This is a genomic window from Variovorax paradoxus, assembly GCF_009498455.1.
Lineage (GTDB): Bacteria > Pseudomonadota > Gammaproteobacteria > Burkholderiales > Burkholderiaceae_C > Variovorax > Variovorax paradoxus_H.
The window spans coordinates 6,075,240-6,091,848 of sequence record NZ_CP045644.1 but is presented as its reverse complement, the minus strand read 5'-3'; the positions used below and the strand labels follow the sequence as shown (position 1 = coordinate 6,091,848).

General features: G+C 68.3%; 17 protein-coding genes. 7 read left to right on the top strand and 10 right to left on the bottom strand.

Translation table 11 applies throughout. The features are described 5' to 3' along the window. Positions 1–23: 23 nt before the first annotated feature. The 4 genes from GFK26_RS28105 to denD all read right to left on the bottom strand — a co-directional run bounded on the left by GFK26_RS28105 (position 24) and on the right by denD (position 3,967). On the bottom strand, positions 24–1,301 hold the full coding sequence (locus GFK26_RS28105) for a TRAP transporter large permease (RefSeq protein ID WP_153284856.1): 1,278 nt from the start codon (positions 1,299–1,301) through the stop codon (positions 24–26). Next, positions 1,298–1,792: a TRAP transporter small permease gene (locus GFK26_RS28100; protein WP_153284855.1), complete on the bottom strand. Its 495-nt coding sequence runs from the start codon at positions 1,790–1,792 to the stop codon at positions 1,298–1,300. The genes GFK26_RS28105 and GFK26_RS28100 overlap by 4 nt, the downstream gene beginning before the upstream one ends. Before the next feature lie 115 nt (positions 1,793–1,907). Continuing rightward, positions 1,908–2,879 (bottom strand): TRAP transporter substrate-binding protein, encoded by a 972-nt coding sequence (locus GFK26_RS28095; RefSeq protein WP_153284854.1) that lies wholly within the window; start codon positions 2,877–2,879, stop codon positions 1,908–1,910. A gap of 71 nt (positions 2,880–2,950) precedes the next feature. Then, positions 2,951–3,967, bottom strand: coding sequence for a D-erythronate dehydrogenase (gene denD / locus GFK26_RS28090; RefSeq protein ID WP_153284853.1), 1,017 nt, complete (start codon positions 3,965–3,967; stop codon positions 2,951–2,953). 66 nt (positions 3,968–4,033) lie between these two features. Here denD and GFK26_RS28085 point away from each other — a divergent pair, with 66 nt between their 5' ends. Further along, complete coding sequence (locus GFK26_RS28085; protein WP_153284852.1) at positions 4,034–5,095, top strand: hypothetical protein; 1,062 nt, start codon at positions 4,034–4,036, stop codon at positions 5,093–5,095. A gap of 55 nt (positions 5,096–5,150) precedes the next feature. Here GFK26_RS28085 and GFK26_RS28080 read toward each other — a convergent pair whose 3' ends face one another. Next, complete coding sequence (locus tag GFK26_RS28080; RefSeq protein WP_153284851.1) at positions 5,151–6,854, bottom strand: electron transfer flavoprotein-ubiquinone oxidoreductase; 1,704 nt, start codon at positions 6,852–6,854, stop codon at positions 5,151–5,153. Between the two features lie 141 nt (positions 6,855–6,995). On the opposite strand from GFK26_RS28080, the gene GFK26_RS28075 reads away from it, so the two are divergent. The 3 genes from GFK26_RS28075 to GFK26_RS28065 are packed head-to-tail and all read left to right on the top strand — an operon-like array spanning position 6,996 to position 9,111. After that, positions 6,996–7,778 (top strand): SDR family oxidoreductase, encoded by a 783-nt coding sequence (locus GFK26_RS28075; RefSeq protein WP_153284850.1) that lies wholly within the window; start codon positions 6,996–6,998, stop codon positions 7,776–7,778. 59 nt (positions 7,779–7,837) lie between these two features. Continuing rightward, positions 7,838–8,692, top strand: coding sequence for a DMT family transporter (locus GFK26_RS28070; protein WP_416222521.1), 855 nt, complete (start codon positions 7,838–7,840; stop codon positions 8,690–8,692). Beyond that, the gene (locus GFK26_RS28065) at positions 8,689–9,111 is read left to right on the top strand and encodes an acyl-CoA thioesterase (protein WP_153284848.1); all 423 of its coding nucleotides are present in this window, start codon (positions 8,689–8,691) and stop codon (positions 9,109–9,111) included. The genes GFK26_RS28070 and GFK26_RS28065 overlap by 4 nt, the downstream gene beginning before the upstream one ends. 16 nt (positions 9,112–9,127) lie before the next feature. Here GFK26_RS28065 and GFK26_RS28060 read toward each other — a convergent pair whose 3' ends face one another. Together GFK26_RS28060 and GFK26_RS28055 are read right to left on the bottom strand one after the other, a co-directional pair. Next, positions 9,128–10,486: a sensor histidine kinase gene (locus GFK26_RS28060; protein ID WP_153284847.1), complete on the bottom strand. Its 1,359-nt coding sequence runs from the start codon at positions 10,484–10,486 to the stop codon at positions 9,128–9,130. Then, a complete protein-coding gene (locus tag GFK26_RS28055) occupies positions 10,483–11,157 on the bottom strand; it encodes a response regulator transcription factor (protein ID WP_056573854.1) in 675 nt (224 codons plus the stop codon). Before GFK26_RS28055 ends, GFK26_RS28060 begins: the two co-directional genes overlap by 4 nt. Before the next feature lie 178 nt (positions 11,158–11,335). Between GFK26_RS28055 and GFK26_RS28050 the strand changes: the two genes are divergently transcribed. Genes GFK26_RS28050 through GFK26_RS28040 form a run of 3 tightly spaced genes read left to right on the top strand, consistent with a single transcriptional unit; the run spans position 11,336 to position 14,387 of the window. Continuing rightward, entirely contained in the window at positions 11,336–12,004 is a 669-nt protein-coding gene (locus tag GFK26_RS28050) for a phosphatase PAP2 family protein (RefSeq protein ID WP_228121801.1), read from the top strand. Then, a complete protein-coding gene (locus tag GFK26_RS28045; RefSeq protein WP_153284845.1) occupies positions 11,991–12,566 on the top strand; it encodes a phosphatase PAP2 family protein in 576 nt (191 codons plus the stop codon). The genes GFK26_RS28050 and GFK26_RS28045 overlap by 14 nt, the downstream gene beginning before the upstream one ends. Positions 12,567–12,623: 57 nt before the next feature. After that, positions 12,624–14,387 carry a phosphoethanolamine transferase gene (locus tag GFK26_RS28040; RefSeq protein WP_153284844.1) on the top strand — a complete coding sequence of 588 codons (1,764 nt, stop codon included), beginning with the start codon at positions 12,624–12,626 and terminating at the stop codon, positions 14,385–14,387. A 25-nt stretch (positions 14,388–14,412) separates the two neighbouring features. Here GFK26_RS28040 and GFK26_RS28035 read toward each other — a convergent pair whose 3' ends face one another. Genes GFK26_RS28035 through GFK26_RS28025 form a run of 3 tightly spaced genes read right to left on the bottom strand, consistent with a single transcriptional unit; the run spans position 14,413 to position 16,520 of the window. Continuing rightward, positions 14,413–14,994: a peroxidase-related enzyme gene (locus GFK26_RS28035; RefSeq protein ID WP_153284843.1), complete on the bottom strand. Its 582-nt coding sequence runs from the start codon at positions 14,992–14,994 to the stop codon at positions 14,413–14,415. Positions 14,995–15,049: 55 nt separating this feature from the next. Beyond that, complete coding sequence (locus GFK26_RS28030; RefSeq protein WP_153284842.1) at positions 15,050–16,303, bottom strand: type II toxin-antitoxin system HipA family toxin; 1,254 nt, start codon at positions 16,301–16,303, stop codon at positions 15,050–15,052. Continuing rightward, a complete protein-coding gene (locus tag GFK26_RS28025; RefSeq protein WP_416222520.1) occupies positions 16,293–16,520 on the bottom strand; it encodes a hypothetical protein in 228 nt (75 codons plus the stop codon). Before GFK26_RS28025 ends, GFK26_RS28030 begins: the two co-directional genes overlap by 11 nt. Positions 16,521–16,609: the final 89 nt, after the last annotated feature.

Sequence of the window (16,609 nt, the reverse complement as noted above, 5' to 3'; positions counted from 1 at the left end):
GCGGGTGGGCGTGGTGCCTGCGTCTACCGGCTGTAGACCAGGTCGCGCAGCGACAGCGAGACCCAGGGCACGTACGTGATGATGAGCAGGCAGCCCAGGATCACCAGCACGAACGGGATCAGGTGCCTCACGATCCGGTCGAGCGAGATGCGCGCCACCGTACAGGCCGCGAACAGGTTCACGCCGAAGGGCGGGGTGATCATGCCCAGCGCCAGGTTCACCACCATGATCAGGCCGAAGTGCACCGGGTCGACGCCGAAATGCACCGCCACCGGCGCAAGGATCGGCGCCAGCACGATGATGGCCGCGCTGGTCTCGATGAACATGCCGATCACGAACAGCGCCGCGTTCACGCCCAGCAGGAACATCGCGGGCGACTTCAGCACGTCCTGCAGCCAGTGGCCGATGGCGTCGGGCACGCCGGCGCGCGTGATCAGGAACGCGAACAGGCCGGCGTTGGCGATGATGAACATGATCACCGCCGACGACAGCACCGACTTGCGCAGGATCGCGAACAGGTCGGTGATCTTGATCTCGCGATAGATCACCATGCCCACGACGAGCGCGTAGAACACCGCCACCGCCGAGGCTTCGGTCGGCGTGAAGATGCCGCCGTAGATGCCACCCAGGATGATCACCGGCATCAAGAGCGCCCAGCCGGCCTGCCACAGCGCACGCCCGAAAGGCATGCGGCCGTCGCCGTCGGTCTTGCCCCAGCCCTTCCACTTGCAGTAGACCCACACGAAGAGCATGAGTGCCCCGCTGATCAGGATGCCGGGGCCGAAGCCCGCGATGAACAGCTCGCCGATCGAGACTTCGGCGCTCACGCCGTACAGGATCATCGGAATCGACGGCGGAATGATCACGCCCAGCTCGGCGCTCGTGGCCTGCAGCGCGGCCGCGTACGACGTGGGGTAGCCGTGCTTGATGAGCGCCGGGATCAGGATGGCGCCAATGGCGAAGGTGGTGGCCACCGACGAGCCCGACACCGCCGCGAAGATCATGCAGGTCAGCACGCAGGTCATCGGCAGGCCGCCCTGCACGCCGCCCACGATGCTCTTGGCGAACTCGACCAGTCGGCGCGAGATGCCGCCGGTTTCCATCAGGTTGCCGGCCAGGATGAAGAACGGAATGGCCGCCAGCGGAAACTTGTTGATCGAATTGAACATCTCCTTCACGGAGATCAGCATGTTGGCGTTCGTCACCTGGATGCCCAGGATCGACGCCAGACCGATGGACACGGCCACCGACACCGACAGTGCAAAACACAGCACCATCGTTGCAACCATCACGACGCTCATTGCGCGGTCTCCAGCTCAAGCCGCTTGGGATCGAGAAAATTGCCGGCAATGCCGAACAGACAGAACACGGAACCGACGGGCAGCGCCAGGTAGGCCCACACCATCGACAGGCTTTCGAGGCCGGCCATCGACTGCACGCGCCCGCGCATCGCGTAGTCCCAGCCCCACCACAGAATGACCAGCATCAGCGCCAGTGCGGCCAGCGCCACCACGGCGTCGAGCACGCGGCGCAGGCGCGGCGAACTCCAGCGGTAGAGCACGTCGACGCTGACCATCGCGCCCTGGCGGAAGGCCATCGGAATGCCCAGGAACACCATCCAGATCAGGCTCACGCGGATCAGGATCTCGCTCCATTCGGCGGGTTGCTCCAGCACGAAGCGGGTGACGATCTGGAACACGCCCAGCGCCGAGGCGATCACCAGCATCAGGCAGGCTGCGACCATCGACACGCCGGTGGTCCAGCGCTCGATGCCGAGGAATTTATCTTTCATACACAACAGCTCGCATGGTTCGGTTTTTTCGGTTTCTTCGGGTTCTCAACGAAAAAAGCCCGCCAGACAAAGCTGGGCGGGCATCGACGCTGTCAGGAGGACAGCCGCCGGGGAGTTACTTGAAGTTGCGGATCTTGTCCAGGTTGGCCTTGCCGAAGTCCTTTTCGAACTGGGCATTGACTGGCGTCAGCGCCGCCACGAACTTGGCCTTGTCGACGTTGTCGATCACGGTCATGCCCTTGGCGCGCAGGTCGGCCACGCCCTTGGCGTCGTCTTCGTCCACGCGCGCACGGTTGGCCTTGGTGCCTTCCTTGGCGGCGTCGAGGAAAGCCTGCTTGTCGGCCGCGCTCAGCTTGTCGAAGGTGCCCTTGTTCATCACGAAGATGCAGGGCGAGTAGACGTGGCCGGTCAGCGAGAGGTGCTTTTGCACCTGGTCGAACTTGGCCGAGATGATCACCGGCAGCGGGTTCTCCTGGCCGTCGACCGTGCCCTGCTGCAGTGCCGTGAACACCTCGGGGAAGGCCATCGGCGTGGTCACGATGCCGAAGCCCTTGTAGGCGGCGATGTGCACCGGGTTTTCCATCGTGCGCATCTTCAGGCCCTTGAGGTCTTCGGGGGCCTTCACGTCGCGCTTGCTGTTGGTCATGTGGCGGAAGCCGTTCTCGGCCCATGCCAGCGCCTTGAAGCCCTTGGCGTCGAACTTGGTCAGCATTTCCTGGCCGATGGGGCCGTCGAGCACGGCGCGTGCATGCGCCTTGTCGCGGAACAGGAAGGGCACGTCGAGGATCTTGGTCTCGGGCACGAAGTTGGGGATCGGGCCGGTCGACGAGAAGGCCAGTTCCTGGGTGCCCAGCTGCACCGCTTCGATCGACTCGCGTTCGCCGCCGAGCGCGCCGTTGTAGAAGGTCTGGACCTTGTAGCGGCCGCCCGTGCGCTTTTCGACTTCCTTGGCGAAGGTGTCGATGGCCACGCCCTGGTGCGAGTTCTGCGCGGTGGAAATGCTGATCTTCATGGTCGTCTGCGCAAAAGCGGCGCAGGCCATGCCCATGCCCAGAACCAGGCCGGCGGCCAGTCGGGTCAACTTCATTTGTCTGTCTCCTCGGGTGAAAAAAGGGGGCGCGCAAAACAGCCTGAGACCGGTTTCACGCAAAGAATTGACTATGCACGAATAAGCAGTTTCACCGCGTCGGGACTTTCACGGACGTAGGCGCGAATTACCGCGTCGAAGCTCTCGTCGGGCGCCAGGCCCAGGGCCCGGGCGCGCGGCGTGTCGAAGCGGCCCGGCCAGGTCTTCACGATGCGGCCGATGGCGGCGTCGGGCGTGCGGTCGAGCAGGTCGGTGGCGGCGCGGCCGGCCACGCGTTCGAGCGCAGCGGCCATCTCGCCCACGGTGGTGGCGAGCGACGGCAGGTTGAGCGCGGTGCGCGGGCCCCATTCGGCATCGCCGGCCTCCGCGGCGCGCACGATGCCTTCGATGGTGCGGGCCGGCGAGGCGATGGCCACGGGCGTCTCGTCGGGCACGGGGCAGGCCGCGCGCAGGCCGGCGAGCGGCTCGCGGATCATGCCGCTGAAGAAGCCCGAGGCCGCGCCGTTCGGCTGGCCGGGCCGCACGCTCACCGTCATGAGGCGCACGCTGCGCCCCCGCACGAAGCCCTTGCGCGTGTAGTCGGCCACCAGCTGCTCGCCAATGAATTTCTGGATGCCGTAGCTGGTCTGCGGCGTGGGCAGCGTGTGGTCGTCGATGAGCGCGGGCAGCGGCTGCTCGGGCGAATCGCCGAACACGGCGAGCGAACTGGAGAACACCAGCACCGGCCGCGTGCCGAGCGCGCGCAGCTTTTCGAGCAGGCCGTGCGTGGCGGCGAAGTTGCTGCGCATGCCGAGGTCGAAGTCGGCCTCGCATTCGCCGCTGACGGCGGCCGCGAGGTGGAACACCGCGTCGGCCTCGCGCCAGAAGGTGGCGCCGTCGTCGGCCAGTTGCGCGTTGAGGTCGCCGGTGGCGGCTGCGATGCGCGGGTTGGCCGCGAGGTCGGGTGGCGGCGGTGCGCGGTCGACTAGCGTGATGCGTGCGATGTCGCGGGCGGGGGCGCCTGCGAGCGACAACGGCCCCAGGGCCAGCAGGGTGCGGGCCAGTCGCGCGCCCAGGAAGCCGGCGCCGCCGGTGATGACGATGTGCATGAGGTCCTGTCTCCTTGTGTCCTTGCCTCGCGAGGATAGCGTCGGCGGGTGCCGCACAATTTGCGCATGCCCATGCTGCCTCCCGATCTCCTCGCCACCCTGCGTTTGCCTGTGCTGCAGGACGCCGACCTCGACACCCAGGCTTCCTTCTTCAAGCGGCCGGAGGTCCGCGGGCTCTACTTCGAGGTGGTGGAGGGCGCGGCGAAGGACGAGGTGCTGCGCGCCGCCCTCGCGCAGCTCGGCGACCTGCATCCGCACCGGGCCGCGTTGCTGGCGGTGTTCTGCGGCGCGCTGGTCGAGAACGGCGCCGATCCGCAGCTCATGTTCGACGCCGTGCGGCAGCTGGCGGGGCGCCTGCTGGCGTCGCTGGCGCCGTACTGCGCGGCGCAGCCGGACGAACCCGACGAAGACGACGAGGAACCGCAGGACGAGGACGAACTCGCCGCCTGGCAGGCCGCCGAAGCGGCGCTCGCGTCGCTGTCGCCGCAGGCGCGTTTCGAGGTCGATGCGCGCCAGCGCGCGGTCGACCTGCTGGTGCTGCCGCTCATGACCATGGTGGTGCGCGACGTGCGCAACCACCAGTCGCTGGTGGCGGACGAAGGCCTGCTCGCGCACGTCGAGGCCATGTACGCCAACGACTCGCTGCCCTTCGAGGCCTTGCACTTCCTGCGCGCCGCGGCTCTGCTGTCGTACGAAGACGAGCTGGTGGTCCTGCTGCCGACGTCGCGCGCGGGCATGGTCGTTCGCGCCCAGGGCCTCAACAACAACTTCCACGCCTTCACCCTGCTGCAGGACCTGATGGAAACGCACGCCCAGACGCTGGGCATCCGGCAACCGCCGCGCACGCGCCGCGACGGCGACAGCGATGCCGCCTCGTTCCTCTGGCTGCAGGCGACCGCCTACGCCAAGGGCGAGCTGGTGGACCGCATGGCGTGGTCCTGGGGCGAAGGCACGCTGCGCGAGAACGCGCGCAGGCAGGGCCGGCTGGTGCTCGTCGCGCTGGAGACGGACGACAAGCCCGCGCGCGGCTGGAACGGGTTCACCCACGTGCTGCACGCCGAGCAGCACCCGCAGGTGTCGCTGGTGCACTTCCTCACGCCCGACGAGGTCGCCGCGTACCTCGCCTGACGCGCCATGAAAAAAGCCCTCCGAAGAGGGCTTGCATGCATCGATGCGGCGGGGCTTACATGCCCACGTAGTTCGGACCGCCGCCGCCTTCGGGCGTGACCCAGACGATGTTCTGCGTCGGGTCCTTGATGTCGCAGGTCTTGCAGTGCACGCAGTTCTGCGCGTTGATCTGCAGGCGCTCCTTGCCGGCGCTGGCTTCGTCGGGCACGAACTCGTACACGCCGGCCGGGCAGTAGCGGCTTTCGGGGCCGGCGAACTTGGCGAGGTTGACGTTGACCGGCACCGACGCGTCTTTCAGCGTCAGGTGGGCGGGTTGCTGCTCTTCGTGGTTCGTGTTGCTGATGAACACGCTGGAGAGGCGATCGAAGGTGAGCTTGCCGTCCGGCTTCGGATAGACGATGGGCTTGCACTCGGCGGCCGGCTTCAGGTACTGGTGGTCGGGCTTGTTGCGGCGCAGGGTCCATGGGATGTGGCCCTTGAGCAGCCACTGCTCGACGCCGTTCATGAGCGTCGCGATGCCCAGGCCCTTCTTGAACCAGGCCTTGAAGTTGCGCGCCTTGTTCAGCTCGGTGTAGAGCCAGCTCTTCTCGAACGCGGCGGGGTAGGCCGTGAGCTCGTCGTGCTGGCGGCCGGCCATGACCGCGTCGAACGCGGCTTCGGCGCACAGCATGCCGGTCTTGATGGCGGCGTGGCTGCCCTTGATGCGGCTCACGTTCAGGTAACCGGCTTCGCAGCCGACCAGCGCGCCGCCCGGGAACACCGTCTTGGGCAGCGACATCAGGCCGCCGGCCGTGATGGCGCGCGCGCCGTAGCCGATGCGCTTGGCGGGCTTGATGCCCTTGGCTTCGTCGCCCTCGAGGTACCAGCGGATGTTGGGGTGCAGCTTCCAGCGCTGCATTTCCTCGAACGGGCTCAGGTACGGGTTGCTGTAGTCCAGGCCCGTGATGAAGCCCATCGTGACCTTGTTGTCCTCCATGTGATAGAGGAACGCGCCGCCGTAGGTGTCGCTCTTCATCGGCCAGCCGGCCGTGTGCAGCACGAAGCCGGGCTGGTGGCGCTTGGGGTCGATTTCCCAGACTTCCTTGACGCCCAGTCCGTAGGTCTGCGGGTCGCGGCCTTCGTCGAGCTTGAACTTCGCGATGAGCTGTCGGCCCAGGTGGCCGCGTGCGCCTTCGGCGAACACCGTGTACTTGCCCAGCAGTTCCATGCCGAGCTGGAAGTTCTCGGTGGGCTCGCCGTCCTTGCCGACGCCCATGTTGCCGGTGGCGACGCCGCGCACCGAGCCGTTCTCGTTGTAGAGCACTTCGGCGGCCGGGAAGCCCGGGAAGATTTCCACGCCGAGGTTCTCGGCCTGCTGCGCCAGCCACTTGGTGAACGCACCCAGGCTGATGATGTAGTTGCCGTGGTTCTGGAAGCAGGCCGGCAGGAACGCGTTGGGCGTGCGCAGGCCCGACTTCTCGCCGAGGAACACCATGGCGTCGTCGGTCACGGGCTGGTTCAGCGGCGCGCCGAGTTCCTGCCAATCGGGCAGCAGTTCGTTGAGCGCGCGCGGGTCCATGATGGCGCCCGACAGGATGTGCGCGCCGGGCTCGGAACCCTTCTCGAGCACCACGACGGAGATTTCCTTCTCCTGCTGGGCGGCGAGCTGCTTGAGGCGGATCGCGGTCGAGAGGCCGGCGGGGCCGCCGCCGACCACGACCACGTCGTATTCCATGGCTTCGCGAGGGCCGAACTGGGCGAGGATTTCGTCGTGCGTCATGTGGGTTGGGTCGATAATGATTTTTAGAGGCGCGGGGGCGTCCCGGTTCGCCGGGCATTTTATGCGGCGTCCGGCGGTGCTCCTTGTCGCCCGCAGGCGAGGCGCCCTGCGTCACCTGCGCGACTCCACAGGATTCTGCCCATGGCTTACAGCATCGATCTCTCCGGCCGCGTGGCCTTCGTCACCGGCGCCTCCAGCGGACTGGGCGCCCAGTTCGCGAAAACGCTGGCCCGTGCCGGCGCCGCCGTGGTGCTGGCCAGCCGCCGCGTCGACAAGCTCAAGGAGCTGCGCGCGCGCATCGAAGGCGAGGGCCACGACGCCCACGTGGTCGAGCTCGACGTGACCGACATCGGCAGCATCAAGGCCGCCGTGGCGCGCGCCGAAACCGAAGTCGGGCCCATCGACGTCCTGGTCAACAACTCGGGCGTGAGCACCACGCAGCGCCTGCAGGACGTCACGCCCGACGACTACGACTACATCTTCGACACCAACGTGAAGGGTTCCTTCTTCGTCGCGCAAGAGGTCGGCAAGCGCATGCTGGCGCGCGCCCAGGGCACCGCGCCGGGCACCTACATCGGCGGACGCATCATCAACATCGCGTCGTCGGCGGCGCTGAAGGTCATGCCGCAGATCGGCACCTACTGCATGAGCAAGTCCGCGGTGGTGCAGATGACCAAGGCCATGGCGCTCGAGTGGGGCCGCTTCGGCATCAACGTGAACGCGCTGTGCCCGGGCTACATCACGACCGAGCTCAACGAGGAGCACTGGAGCACCGAGCGCGGCGCCAAGCTGGTCAGCATGCTGCCGCGCAAGCGCGTGGGCAAGCCCGAAGACCTCGACGGCCTGATCGTGCTGCTGGCCAGCGGCGAGAGCCATTTCGTGAACGGCGCGGTCATCGCAGCCGATGACGGGTTCGCGATCTGAGTCCGCGGGCGTGGATCGGCATCGCAGCCGGGCTGGCTGCGGGCGCGCTCTGGGGCCTGGTGTTCGTGGCGCCGCGCATGGTCGGTCACTTCGGCATGGTCGACATCACGGCGGCGCGCTATGTGGTGTTTGGTGCGGTGTCCGCGCTGGCGGTGTTCGCGCGGCCTGCGGCGGTGCGCTGGCCCACGGGCCGGCAGGCGCTGGCGGCGCTTGGCCTCAGCGTGCTGGGCTTCAGCGGGTACTACCTGCTGCTGGCCTTCGGCATCGCAGCGGCGGGCACCGAGGTGCCCAGCCTCATCATCGGCACGATTCCCGTCTGGATGATGCTGCTCGGCCGGCCCGCGGGCCTGCACATGCGGGCCTTGCTGCCCGGCCTGCTGCTCACGGGCGCGGGCATCGCACTGATGATGTGGGGCGCATGGTCGGCGCAGCATGGCGGCGGCGGTGGCGGCGGCGGTGCGCGCTTCGGCTGGGGCATCGCGCTGGCGCTGGCCGCGATGGTGAGCTGGACGGTCTACGGCCTGCTCAATGCCGCCTGGCTGCAACGGCACCGCGAGGTGCACGCGGCCGACTGGGCCAACTGGCTCGGCATTGCGACCGGCCTCGGCGCCTTGCTGCTGTGGGCGGTGGCGGGCAGCGATGTCGCCACGCTGCAGTCGCGGCCCGACGGCATGCTCTTCATCTGGGTTGCATTGGCGAGCGGCTTCGGCTCGTCGTGGCTCGCAACCATCCTCTGGAACGTCGCCAGCCAGCGCCTCTCGGCCAGCCTGTGCGGCCAACTGATCGTGAGCGAGACGCTGTTCGCCTTGCTCTATTCCTTCCTCTGGGACGGCCGCTGGCCGCAGGCCACCGAATGGCTGGCGGCGGCGCTGTTCGTCCTGGGCATCCTCGCATCCATCAAGGCCCACCGATGAGAATCGAAATCCCCGAAAAGAAGAAGCTCGTGTTCGAAATGTCGATCCCCATCCGCTGGGGCGACATGGACGCCATGGGCCACCTGAACAACGGCACCTACTTTCGCTACCTCGAGACCGCGCGCATCGACTGGATCCGCTCGCTCGGCGTGGAGCCCACGCCGGGCGGCGAAGGCATGGTGATCGTCAACGCCTTCTGCAACTTCTACCGGCAGATCGAGTACCCGGGCAACGTGCGGCTCAAGATGTACGTGAGCGACCCGGGACGCACGACCTTCGAAAGCTGGGCCACCATGGTCCGCGAAGACGCGCCCGACGTGCTCTGCGCGGCCGGCGGCGCCACCACCATCTGGGTCGACTTCCCGAAGCAGAAGGCGCTGCCGCTGCCCGACTGGCTGCGCGAGATCGTCAGCGACTGAGCCTGACGAAACAGGTTCAGGCCGGCTGCAGCACGATGCGCGCCTCGAAGCCACGCGCCATGCCGGCCGGCGGCGAGGCCAGCTCCAGCGTCGCGTTGTGCTTCTCGACGATGGTGCCCACGATCGACATGCCCAGGCCGTAGCCGGCGCGGTCCGAGCCGTGGCGCACATGGCGCTGGTGCAGCGACTCCAGCTGTTCGGCGCTGACACCCGGGCCCGCATCGCGCACCACGAGCACGCAGGGCGCCGCCACTTCGATCGTCACGCGGCCGTCGCCGCTGTAGCGCAACGCGTTCTCGACGAGGTTGCGCAGCGCGATCGCCAGCGCGTCGACGTCGCCGAAGGCCACGGGCGCCGCGCTGTCGGGCACCTTGAGCTTCAGGCGCTCGTTGGTCTGCGGGTCTTGCCAGAACTCCTGCGCGACCGTGCCCGCCAGCTGCACGAGGTCGACCCGCGCCCGCGTGAGGGACGCGCCCGATTCGGCGCGCGACAGCTGCAGCAGCTTCTCGGTGCGGTGGCTGAGCATCTGCAGCGCCTGCAGCGCGCCTTCGACGTCGGTGCGCTTCAGGTCGTGGTCGAGCGCGGTCTGCAGCCGCAGGCGCGCGGCGGCCAGCGGCGTGCGCAGCTCGTGCGCGGCGTTGGCGGCCAGCGCGCGTTCCACGTCGAGCGACTGCGACAGCCGCTCGAGCAGCCGGTTGACATGGTCGCCCACCGCGCGCAGCTCCTGCGGCAAGCCGGGCAGGGTGATCGGGCGCAGGTCGGTGCCGCTGCGCTTCTCGATCTCGGCGGCCAGTTGCTGCAGCACGCGCAGTTCGGTGCGCGCCACGCGCCGCAACACCAGTGCCAGCAGCGGCAGCACCGCGCCGAGCGGGATGATCAGGCCGAACAAGGTGCGGTTCAGCGCGCGGCGGCGCTCGTCGAGCGGATCGGCCACCTGGAAGTACAGGCCGAGCGTGGGGTGCCGCACGGTGTAGATGCGCCAGGTCTGGTTGTTGGCGAAGCCGGCGGCCAGCGGCACGTCGAAGGCGTCGTTGGGCGCCTCGGCCGAGCGCAGCAGCACGTGCTCGTGCACGTCGACCACCTGGTACAGCACGGCGTCTTCGGAGAACAGCTGCTTGGGCGCGATCAGCGGTGCGTCCCGCGTGCCGTTCTCGCGATGCTGCTTCAGCTTGTCGAGTTCCTGCACCGCCATGTCGAACATGCGGTGCGACACCTCGACCAGCTCGTTGTCGAAGTTGTGGTTGATCTCGCGGTCCACGTACCAGACCACGGCGAACACGCACAGCAGCCACACACCGCCGACCCACAGGATCAGCGTGCGCGTGAGGCGCCCGGCGAGCGAATCGCGGCGGTCGCGAAGGAGGGCGCCGCTCATTCCTCGTCGTCCGCCGAGAACGACAGCCGGTAGCCCAGGCCGCGCAGCGTCTGGATGTGGCTGCGCCCGAGCTTGCGCCGCAGCCGGCTGATGAACACCTCGAGCGTGTTGCTGTCGGCCTCGTCGCCGAAGCCGTAGAGTGCGTCGGCCAGGTTGTCGCGCGTGTGGATGCGTTCGGGCCGCGTGGCCATCACGCGCAGCAGCGCCCATTCCTTCTGCGTGAGCACGACGGGTATGCCGTCCTTGCGCACGCGGTCGTGGGCCAGGTCGATCTCCAGCGTGCCCAGCTGCAGCACCGGCGAGGTGTTGGCGCTGCGCCGGCGCTCCACGGCCCGCAGCCGCGCGAGCAGCTCGGCCGGGTCGTAGGGCTTGATGAGGTAGTCGTCGGCGCCGGCATCGAGGCCGCGGATGCGGTCGGTGACCTGGTCGCGCGCCGTGAGCACGATGACGATCGGTGGCTCGCGCAGCGCACGCACCTGCGGCAGCAGCGAGAGGCCGTCGCCGTCGCCCAGGTGCAGGTCGAGCAGCACCGCCGCGTACTGCACCGACAGCAGCGCACCACGCGCTTCGGCCAGGCTGGGGGCCACATCGACGACGAACGCCTTGGCGACCAGGTAGCTGCAGACCGCGTCTGCCAACGAACTGTCATCTTCGACCAGCAAGATTCGCACGCGGTGGCCTTACAAAAACTCGAAGTCTAGCGTCGCCTCCCTGGCCGTTGCGTCAGGAATCGTTCAGGTTGCTTCAGACGGGGTTCATCCTGCGTGCGTAGGCTCGCGCCCAGTCTGTTCCGAGGCCTGCTTCTTCATGTTCCGTCGTTTCCCGAACCTCCGTCCCGGAGTCCTGACCTTGCTTGCTCTGGCCTTGTTGATGACCTGGGATGCGCTCGGCGGCGACCTGCCGCTGGCCCGCCTGGCCGGCACGCCGATGGGCTTTCCGTGGCGCGACAACCCCTTCCTGGTCCACGTGATGCACGAGGGCGCCAAGAACCTGAGCTGGCTGCTGCTCGTCGGCCTGTTCGCCGCCATCCGATGGCCCGTGGGCGTGCTGCGGCGGCTGCCCACCGCCGCGCGCGTGCAGCTCGCGCTCAGCGTGCTGGCCTCGGTGCTGGCCGTGAGCCTGCTCAAGCACGCGAGCGACACCAGCTGCCCCTGGGACCTGAAGGAATTCGGCGGCGTGGCGCGCCACGTATCGCACTGGGCCTGGGGCCTGCGCGACGGCGGACCGGGCGGCTGCTTCCCGGCCGGCCATGCCTCGGCGGCCTTCGCCTTCATCGGAGGCTACTTCGTGCTGCGGCATGTGGCGCCGCGCGCGGCCCTCGCGTGGCTCGGCACGGCGCTGGTCGCCGGCCTCGTGCTCGGCGTGGCGCAACAGCTGCGCGGCGCGCACTACATGAGCCACACGCTGTGGACCGCCTGGGTCTGCTGGACGGTCGGCTTTGCCATCGAGTTGGCGGTGACGCGCCGCCGGAAACCTCTTCCCACCGAACGCACTTCGCCCCTGCATGCAAGCCCTTGATTTCGCCCTGTTCAGCTGGATCAACGCCTCGGCCTCCGCGCCGGCGTGGAGCATCCGCTTCGCGGTCTTCGCGTCCGATGTGTTGCCGACGCTGCTGGCGCTGTCGATCGCGGCCGCCGCAGCTTTCGATCGCCGCTGGCGCCACGCCTTCTTCACCGCACTCGTCAGCGTGGTCGTGGTGTGGCTGGTGGTGAACGTGTTCCGTTCGGTGCTGCCGTTTCCGCGACCGGCGTTCTACGGGCTTGGCATCCAGTGGGTGCCGCAGGGCGTGCGGCCGGGATTTCCCAGCCTGCACGCGGCCGGCACCTTTGCCGCGGCCTTCTCGCTGTGGTGCCTGCCGTGGCGCACGCCCATGCGGCTGGCGCTCGTGGCGGCGGTGGCGGTGGCCTGGAGCCGGCTGTACCTGGGCCTGCATTTCCCGACCGACGTGACGGCCGCCGCGATCCTGGCGGCGCTGGTCGCGATCGTGGTGGAGCGTGGCATCAGCCGCCCCGCCGGCCGTGCGGTGTCGCGCAGCCCGCGCCTGCGGCTGTTGCGCCGCGCGCGCATCGGCCGAGCCTGAACGCGCTCTGAATGAAGTGTTCAGGCTCTCTTCAGGCACGCTGCCTACATTGGCGGCATGTCTGTTTCGCGTCTCGACACCGCGCTGTTTGCGCGTGCCATCCACCGCTCTGAATCCGGTCCCGCGCCGCTGTCGGATGCCGGCGCCGACGCCACCCTGTGGCAACGCATCGACCGCCGGATCTCGCAGCCCCGCTCGACCCGGCAGGCGATCGTCTGGCTGAGCCTGTACCTCGGCCTCACGGCCAACTGGCCGCTGTTGAACGACCTGGCCCGCCTGGGCGGCGCGCCCAGCACCTACCTGCCGACCGTCGTCGCGCTGGGCATGCTCACCTTCTGCGGCACCGTCGCGATGCTGTCGCTCACGGCCTGGTCGCGCTGGATGAAGCCGCTGTGGCTGCTCGTGGTCGTGATCGCCGCGGTGGCGCAGCACTACATGCTCCAGTACCGCGTGGTGATGGACCCGAGCATGATCGCCAACGCGTTCCAGACCGACCCCCACGAAGCGCGCGACCTGCTGAGCGGGCGCATGGCCTTCAACGTGCTCGTGGTGGTGCTGCCCGCGGCCTGGGCCTTGTGGCGCGTGCGCATCGTGCCGATGGGGCTGCTGTCGCATGCCTGGCGCAACGCGTTGCTGCTGGTGCTGGCCGCCGTCGTGGCCGTGGGCACAGGCGTGGCCATGAACCGGCAGCTTGCGCCGCTGATGCGCAACAACGTGCACCTGCGCTACATGATGAACCCGATCGCCAGCCTCTACTCGGCCGGCGCCGTGGTGCTCAAGCCGATGTTCAAGCGCAGCAGCAAGCTGATCCCGATCACCGCCGGCACCGCGCTGGGGCCGAGCTACGCGGCGCAGAAGCGACCGCCGCTGTTCGTCGTGGTGGTGGGCGAGACCGCGCGCGCCGATCACTTCGGCCTGAACGGCTACGCCCATGACACCACGCCCGAGCTTGCGAAGCGCAACGTGCTGAGCTACCGCGAGGTGCGCTCGTGCGGCACCAACACGCTGGCCTCGGTGCCCTGCATGTTCTCGCCCCTGGGCAAGAGCGGCTACGAGTCGCGCAAGGACGAGTACGAGAACCTCATGGACGTGCTGCAGGCCTCGGGCCTGGCGGTGTTCTGGCTCGACAACCAGGCCGGCTGCAAGGGCGTGTGTGAGCGCGTTCCGAATGCGTCGGCTTTCGACGGCCTCGACGCCGCCACGAAGAAGTCGCTGTGCGACGGCGAAGAGTGCCTCGACGACGTGATGCTCAAGGGCCTCGACGAACGCATCGCCGCACTGCCCGCGGAGCGCCGCGCCAAGGGCATCGTGCTCGTGATGCACCAGATGGGCAGCCACGGCCCGGCCTACTACAAGCGCTCGGCGCCCGAGCTGAAACGCTTCGCACCGGAGTGCAAGACCAACGCGCTCGCCGAGTGCGCGCATGCCGAGCTGATGAACGTCTACGACAACTCGATCGCCCAGACCGACCACTTCCTCGGCCTGACCATCGACTGGCTCCAGGCCCAGTCGAAGCAGTACGACCCGGCGCTGCTCTACATGAGCGACCACGGCGAGTCACTGGGCGAGTACGGGCTGTTCCTGCACGGCGTGCCGTACAGCTTCGCGCCCGATGCGCAGAAGCACGTGCCCCTGGTCACGTGGTTCGGCGACGGCATGAGCGAACGCCGCAAGCTCTCGCGCGCGTGCATGGAAGCGGGCCTGGACGCACCGCTCACGCACGACAACCTCTATCACACGGTGCTGGGCCTCATGGACGTGACCACGCCCACCTACAGGCCCGCGCTCGACGCGCTGGCCTCGTGCCGCGGCAAGGCCTGAGTCCGCTGCGGCAATCGTCGTCGTCTTATTTCTTCTCGCGCGGTAGCCGGCCCATCAGGAAGAACTCCGGGTTCGGCTGCATGCCGCTGAAGCTGGCCAGCCGGTTGCTCAGGCCGAAGAAGGCCGTGATGGCCGCGATGTCCCAGATGTCCTCGTCGTCGAAGCCGTGCGCGTGCAGCGGTCCGAAGTCGCGGTCGTCGATCTCGTGCGAGTGTTCGCAGACCTTCATCGCAAAGTCGAGCATCGCGCGCTGGCGCTGCGTGATGTCGGCCTTGCGGTAGTTCACCGCCACTTGGTCGGCCACCAGCGGTTTCTTCTCGTAGATGCGCAGCAGCGCGCCATGCGCCACCACGCAGTACAGGCACTGGTTGGCCGCGCTGGTGACCGTGACGATCATCTCGCGGTCACCCTTCGTGAGCGAGCCTTCTTCCTTCAGCATCAGCGCGTCGTGGTACGCGAAGAAGGCGCGCCATTCGGCGGGGCGGCGCGCAAGGCCGAGGAACACGTTGGGCACGAAGCCGGCCTTTTCCTGCACGGCGAGGATCGCGGTGCGGATGTCGTCGGGCAGGTCTTTCAGTTCGGCGAGGGGGTAGCGGGGGGCGGTCATGTCTTTGTCTCCTGGGTGGAATGACAAGATCATAGGCAAGCGTCCGCCCCTGCGCCTAGGTGCGGATGCGTTCGTGCTGCTGCGCGATGAACATTGCCACCCGGCGCACGAGGTCGCGGTTGCCTCCAGCCGCCTCGACGCTGGCCGCGGCTTGCACGCCGACGGTTTCTTCGATGGTGTGGATGACTTCGTCCGCCTGCGCAGCGGACAGGCCGAAATGCGGCGCTGCAGCGCGCGCCAATTCGAGGCTCGACGCGTGCTGTCCCGGAAGGATGGCGAGCTCCTGGTAGCCGGTATGGCCGCCCAGCTGCATGACGAGATCGAAGGCCGGGGCCAGCTGCCAGAGGCCATCCTCGCCTCGCAGCGCGCCATGGTTCTTGACGTGATCGTCGCTGTTGCCCACCGCCAGGTTGAACACCAGGCGCCGGAATAGCTCGGCCAGGTCTTCCTGCGGCTGCCGGGAGATGCGGCGCAGCAGTTGCGCCAGCTCGACGTAGCTGCCCCGGCTGGATTCGTAGGGAACGTCGAGCAGTGCCGAGGCCGAGAGGTAGTGAAAGCGCCGCTCGTCGGTCACCGGCCCGGACCGGTCGAAGCGCTCGACCAGCAAGGCGTGCCCGGCGGCGAGAGGTTGGAGCAGGAACGGAGGCACCGTGATGCCGCAGGCATCGGCCAGCCAGAGCGTGGCCGCTTCGATCACCTCCACGTCATGGTCGTCGCCGCGCGACGCGAACTTGGCGATGCAGCGCCGGCCTTCGTGCACGAAGGCGGCCTTGGGGCGCGCACCGCCCAGGCTTCCGCCGCGCAGCAGCAGGTGCATGTCGGGGCCGATGTCCAGGCCGTCCTCGATCCGGCGCGAAGCCTCCGCAAGTTCCTGCAGCGACCAGAGCGTGACGGGCGGCTCGTCGCTGCGGATGGGCAGCGCTTCGGCGAACACCATCGCGCCGACGCGGTCCTCGTTGGTCAGCAGCAGCGCGTCGATGTCGGACAGCGGGCGGCCCTGGCGGATTTCGAGCACCTTGCGGCCCCAGCTGTCGGGCAGCGCATCGCGCAGCGTGAGTGGCATGGCGCCGCCGTCGCGGATGCGTTGCTCGGCCAGCACGAACGCGGCGTCGCGCAGCGGCAGGGTCTCGGGGTTCAGCGGCGCGGCCGCCGGGTCTTCGAGGTAGCGCCGGCCGTAGGCGAATTCGCCGGACTCCACGACCCCGCGACGAACCACCTTCATCAGGCCGGCGGGCTGCACCGGTTCGTCCGTGCGGTGTGCGAGGCCGACGTAGATGCGGCGCTCGGCGTCGGGCTGATCAGAAGTCACGTTCACCCTCCGCGATCACGCCCGCAGCGCCTTGTGCGGCCGATCGGCGCACACGGCGCTTTGCCGCCAGTTCCGCGGGAGCCGGTGCCACGCCGTCGAGTGAATCGATCTGGCCCAGCAGCCACAGCGCATGGGCGAGCAGACCGATGCTGGTGCCGGGCTTGCCGGATTCGAGGGCCCGCAGCGTGTTGGGGGAGCACATCAGCCGCTCGGCCATTTCAGCGACCGTCCACGCGCGGTGCACCCGGTGTGCTCGCAGGCGCAGGCCAAGACTCTCAAGAGGCTTGGCGGTCTGCGACGGCAGGG

Bases quoted from the DNA above. Each gene is read 5' to 3' on its own strand.
- GFK26_RS28105 (WP_153284856.1), bottom strand. From the start codon at position 1,301: ATGAGCGTCGTGATGGTTGCAACGATGGTGCTGTGTTTTGCACTGTCG.
- GFK26_RS28100 (WP_153284855.1), bottom strand. From the start codon at position 1,792: ATGAAAGATAAATTCCTCGGCATCGAGCGCTGGACCACCGGCGTGTCG.
- GFK26_RS28095 (WP_153284854.1), bottom strand. From the start codon at position 2,879: ATGAAGTTGACCCGACTGGCCGCCGGCCTGGTTCTGGGCATGGGCATG.
- denD (WP_153284853.1), bottom strand. From the start codon at position 3,967: ATGCACATCGTCATCACCGGCGGCGCCGGCTTCCTGGGCGCGCGACTG.
- GFK26_RS28085 (WP_153284852.1), top strand. From the start codon at position 4,034: ATGCCCATGCTGCCTCCCGATCTCCTCGCCACCCTGCGTTTGCCTGTG.
- GFK26_RS28080 (WP_153284851.1), bottom strand. From the start codon at position 6,854: ATGACGCACGACGAAATCCTCGCCCAGTTCGGCCCTCGCGAAGCCATG.
- GFK26_RS28075 (WP_153284850.1), top strand. From the start codon at position 6,996: ATGGCTTACAGCATCGATCTCTCCGGCCGCGTGGCCTTCGTCACCGGC.
- GFK26_RS28065 (WP_153284848.1), top strand. From the start codon at position 8,689: ATGAGAATCGAAATCCCCGAAAAGAAGAAGCTCGTGTTCGAAATGTCG.
- GFK26_RS28060 (WP_153284847.1), bottom strand. From the start codon at position 10,486: ATGAGCGGCGCCCTCCTTCGCGACCGCCGCGATTCGCTCGCCGGGCGC.
- GFK26_RS28045 (WP_153284845.1), top strand. From the start codon at position 11,991: ATGCAAGCCCTTGATTTCGCCCTGTTCAGCTGGATCAACGCCTCGGCC.
- GFK26_RS28040 (WP_153284844.1), top strand. From the start codon at position 12,624: ATGTCTGTTTCGCGTCTCGACACCGCGCTGTTTGCGCGTGCCATCCAC.
- GFK26_RS28035 (WP_153284843.1), bottom strand. From the start codon at position 14,994: ATGACCGCCCCCCGCTACCCCCTCGCCGAACTGAAAGACCTGCCCGAC.
- GFK26_RS28025 (WP_416222520.1), bottom strand. From the start codon at position 16,520: ATGGCCGAGCGGCTGATGTGCTCCCCCAACACGCTGCGGGCCCTCGAA.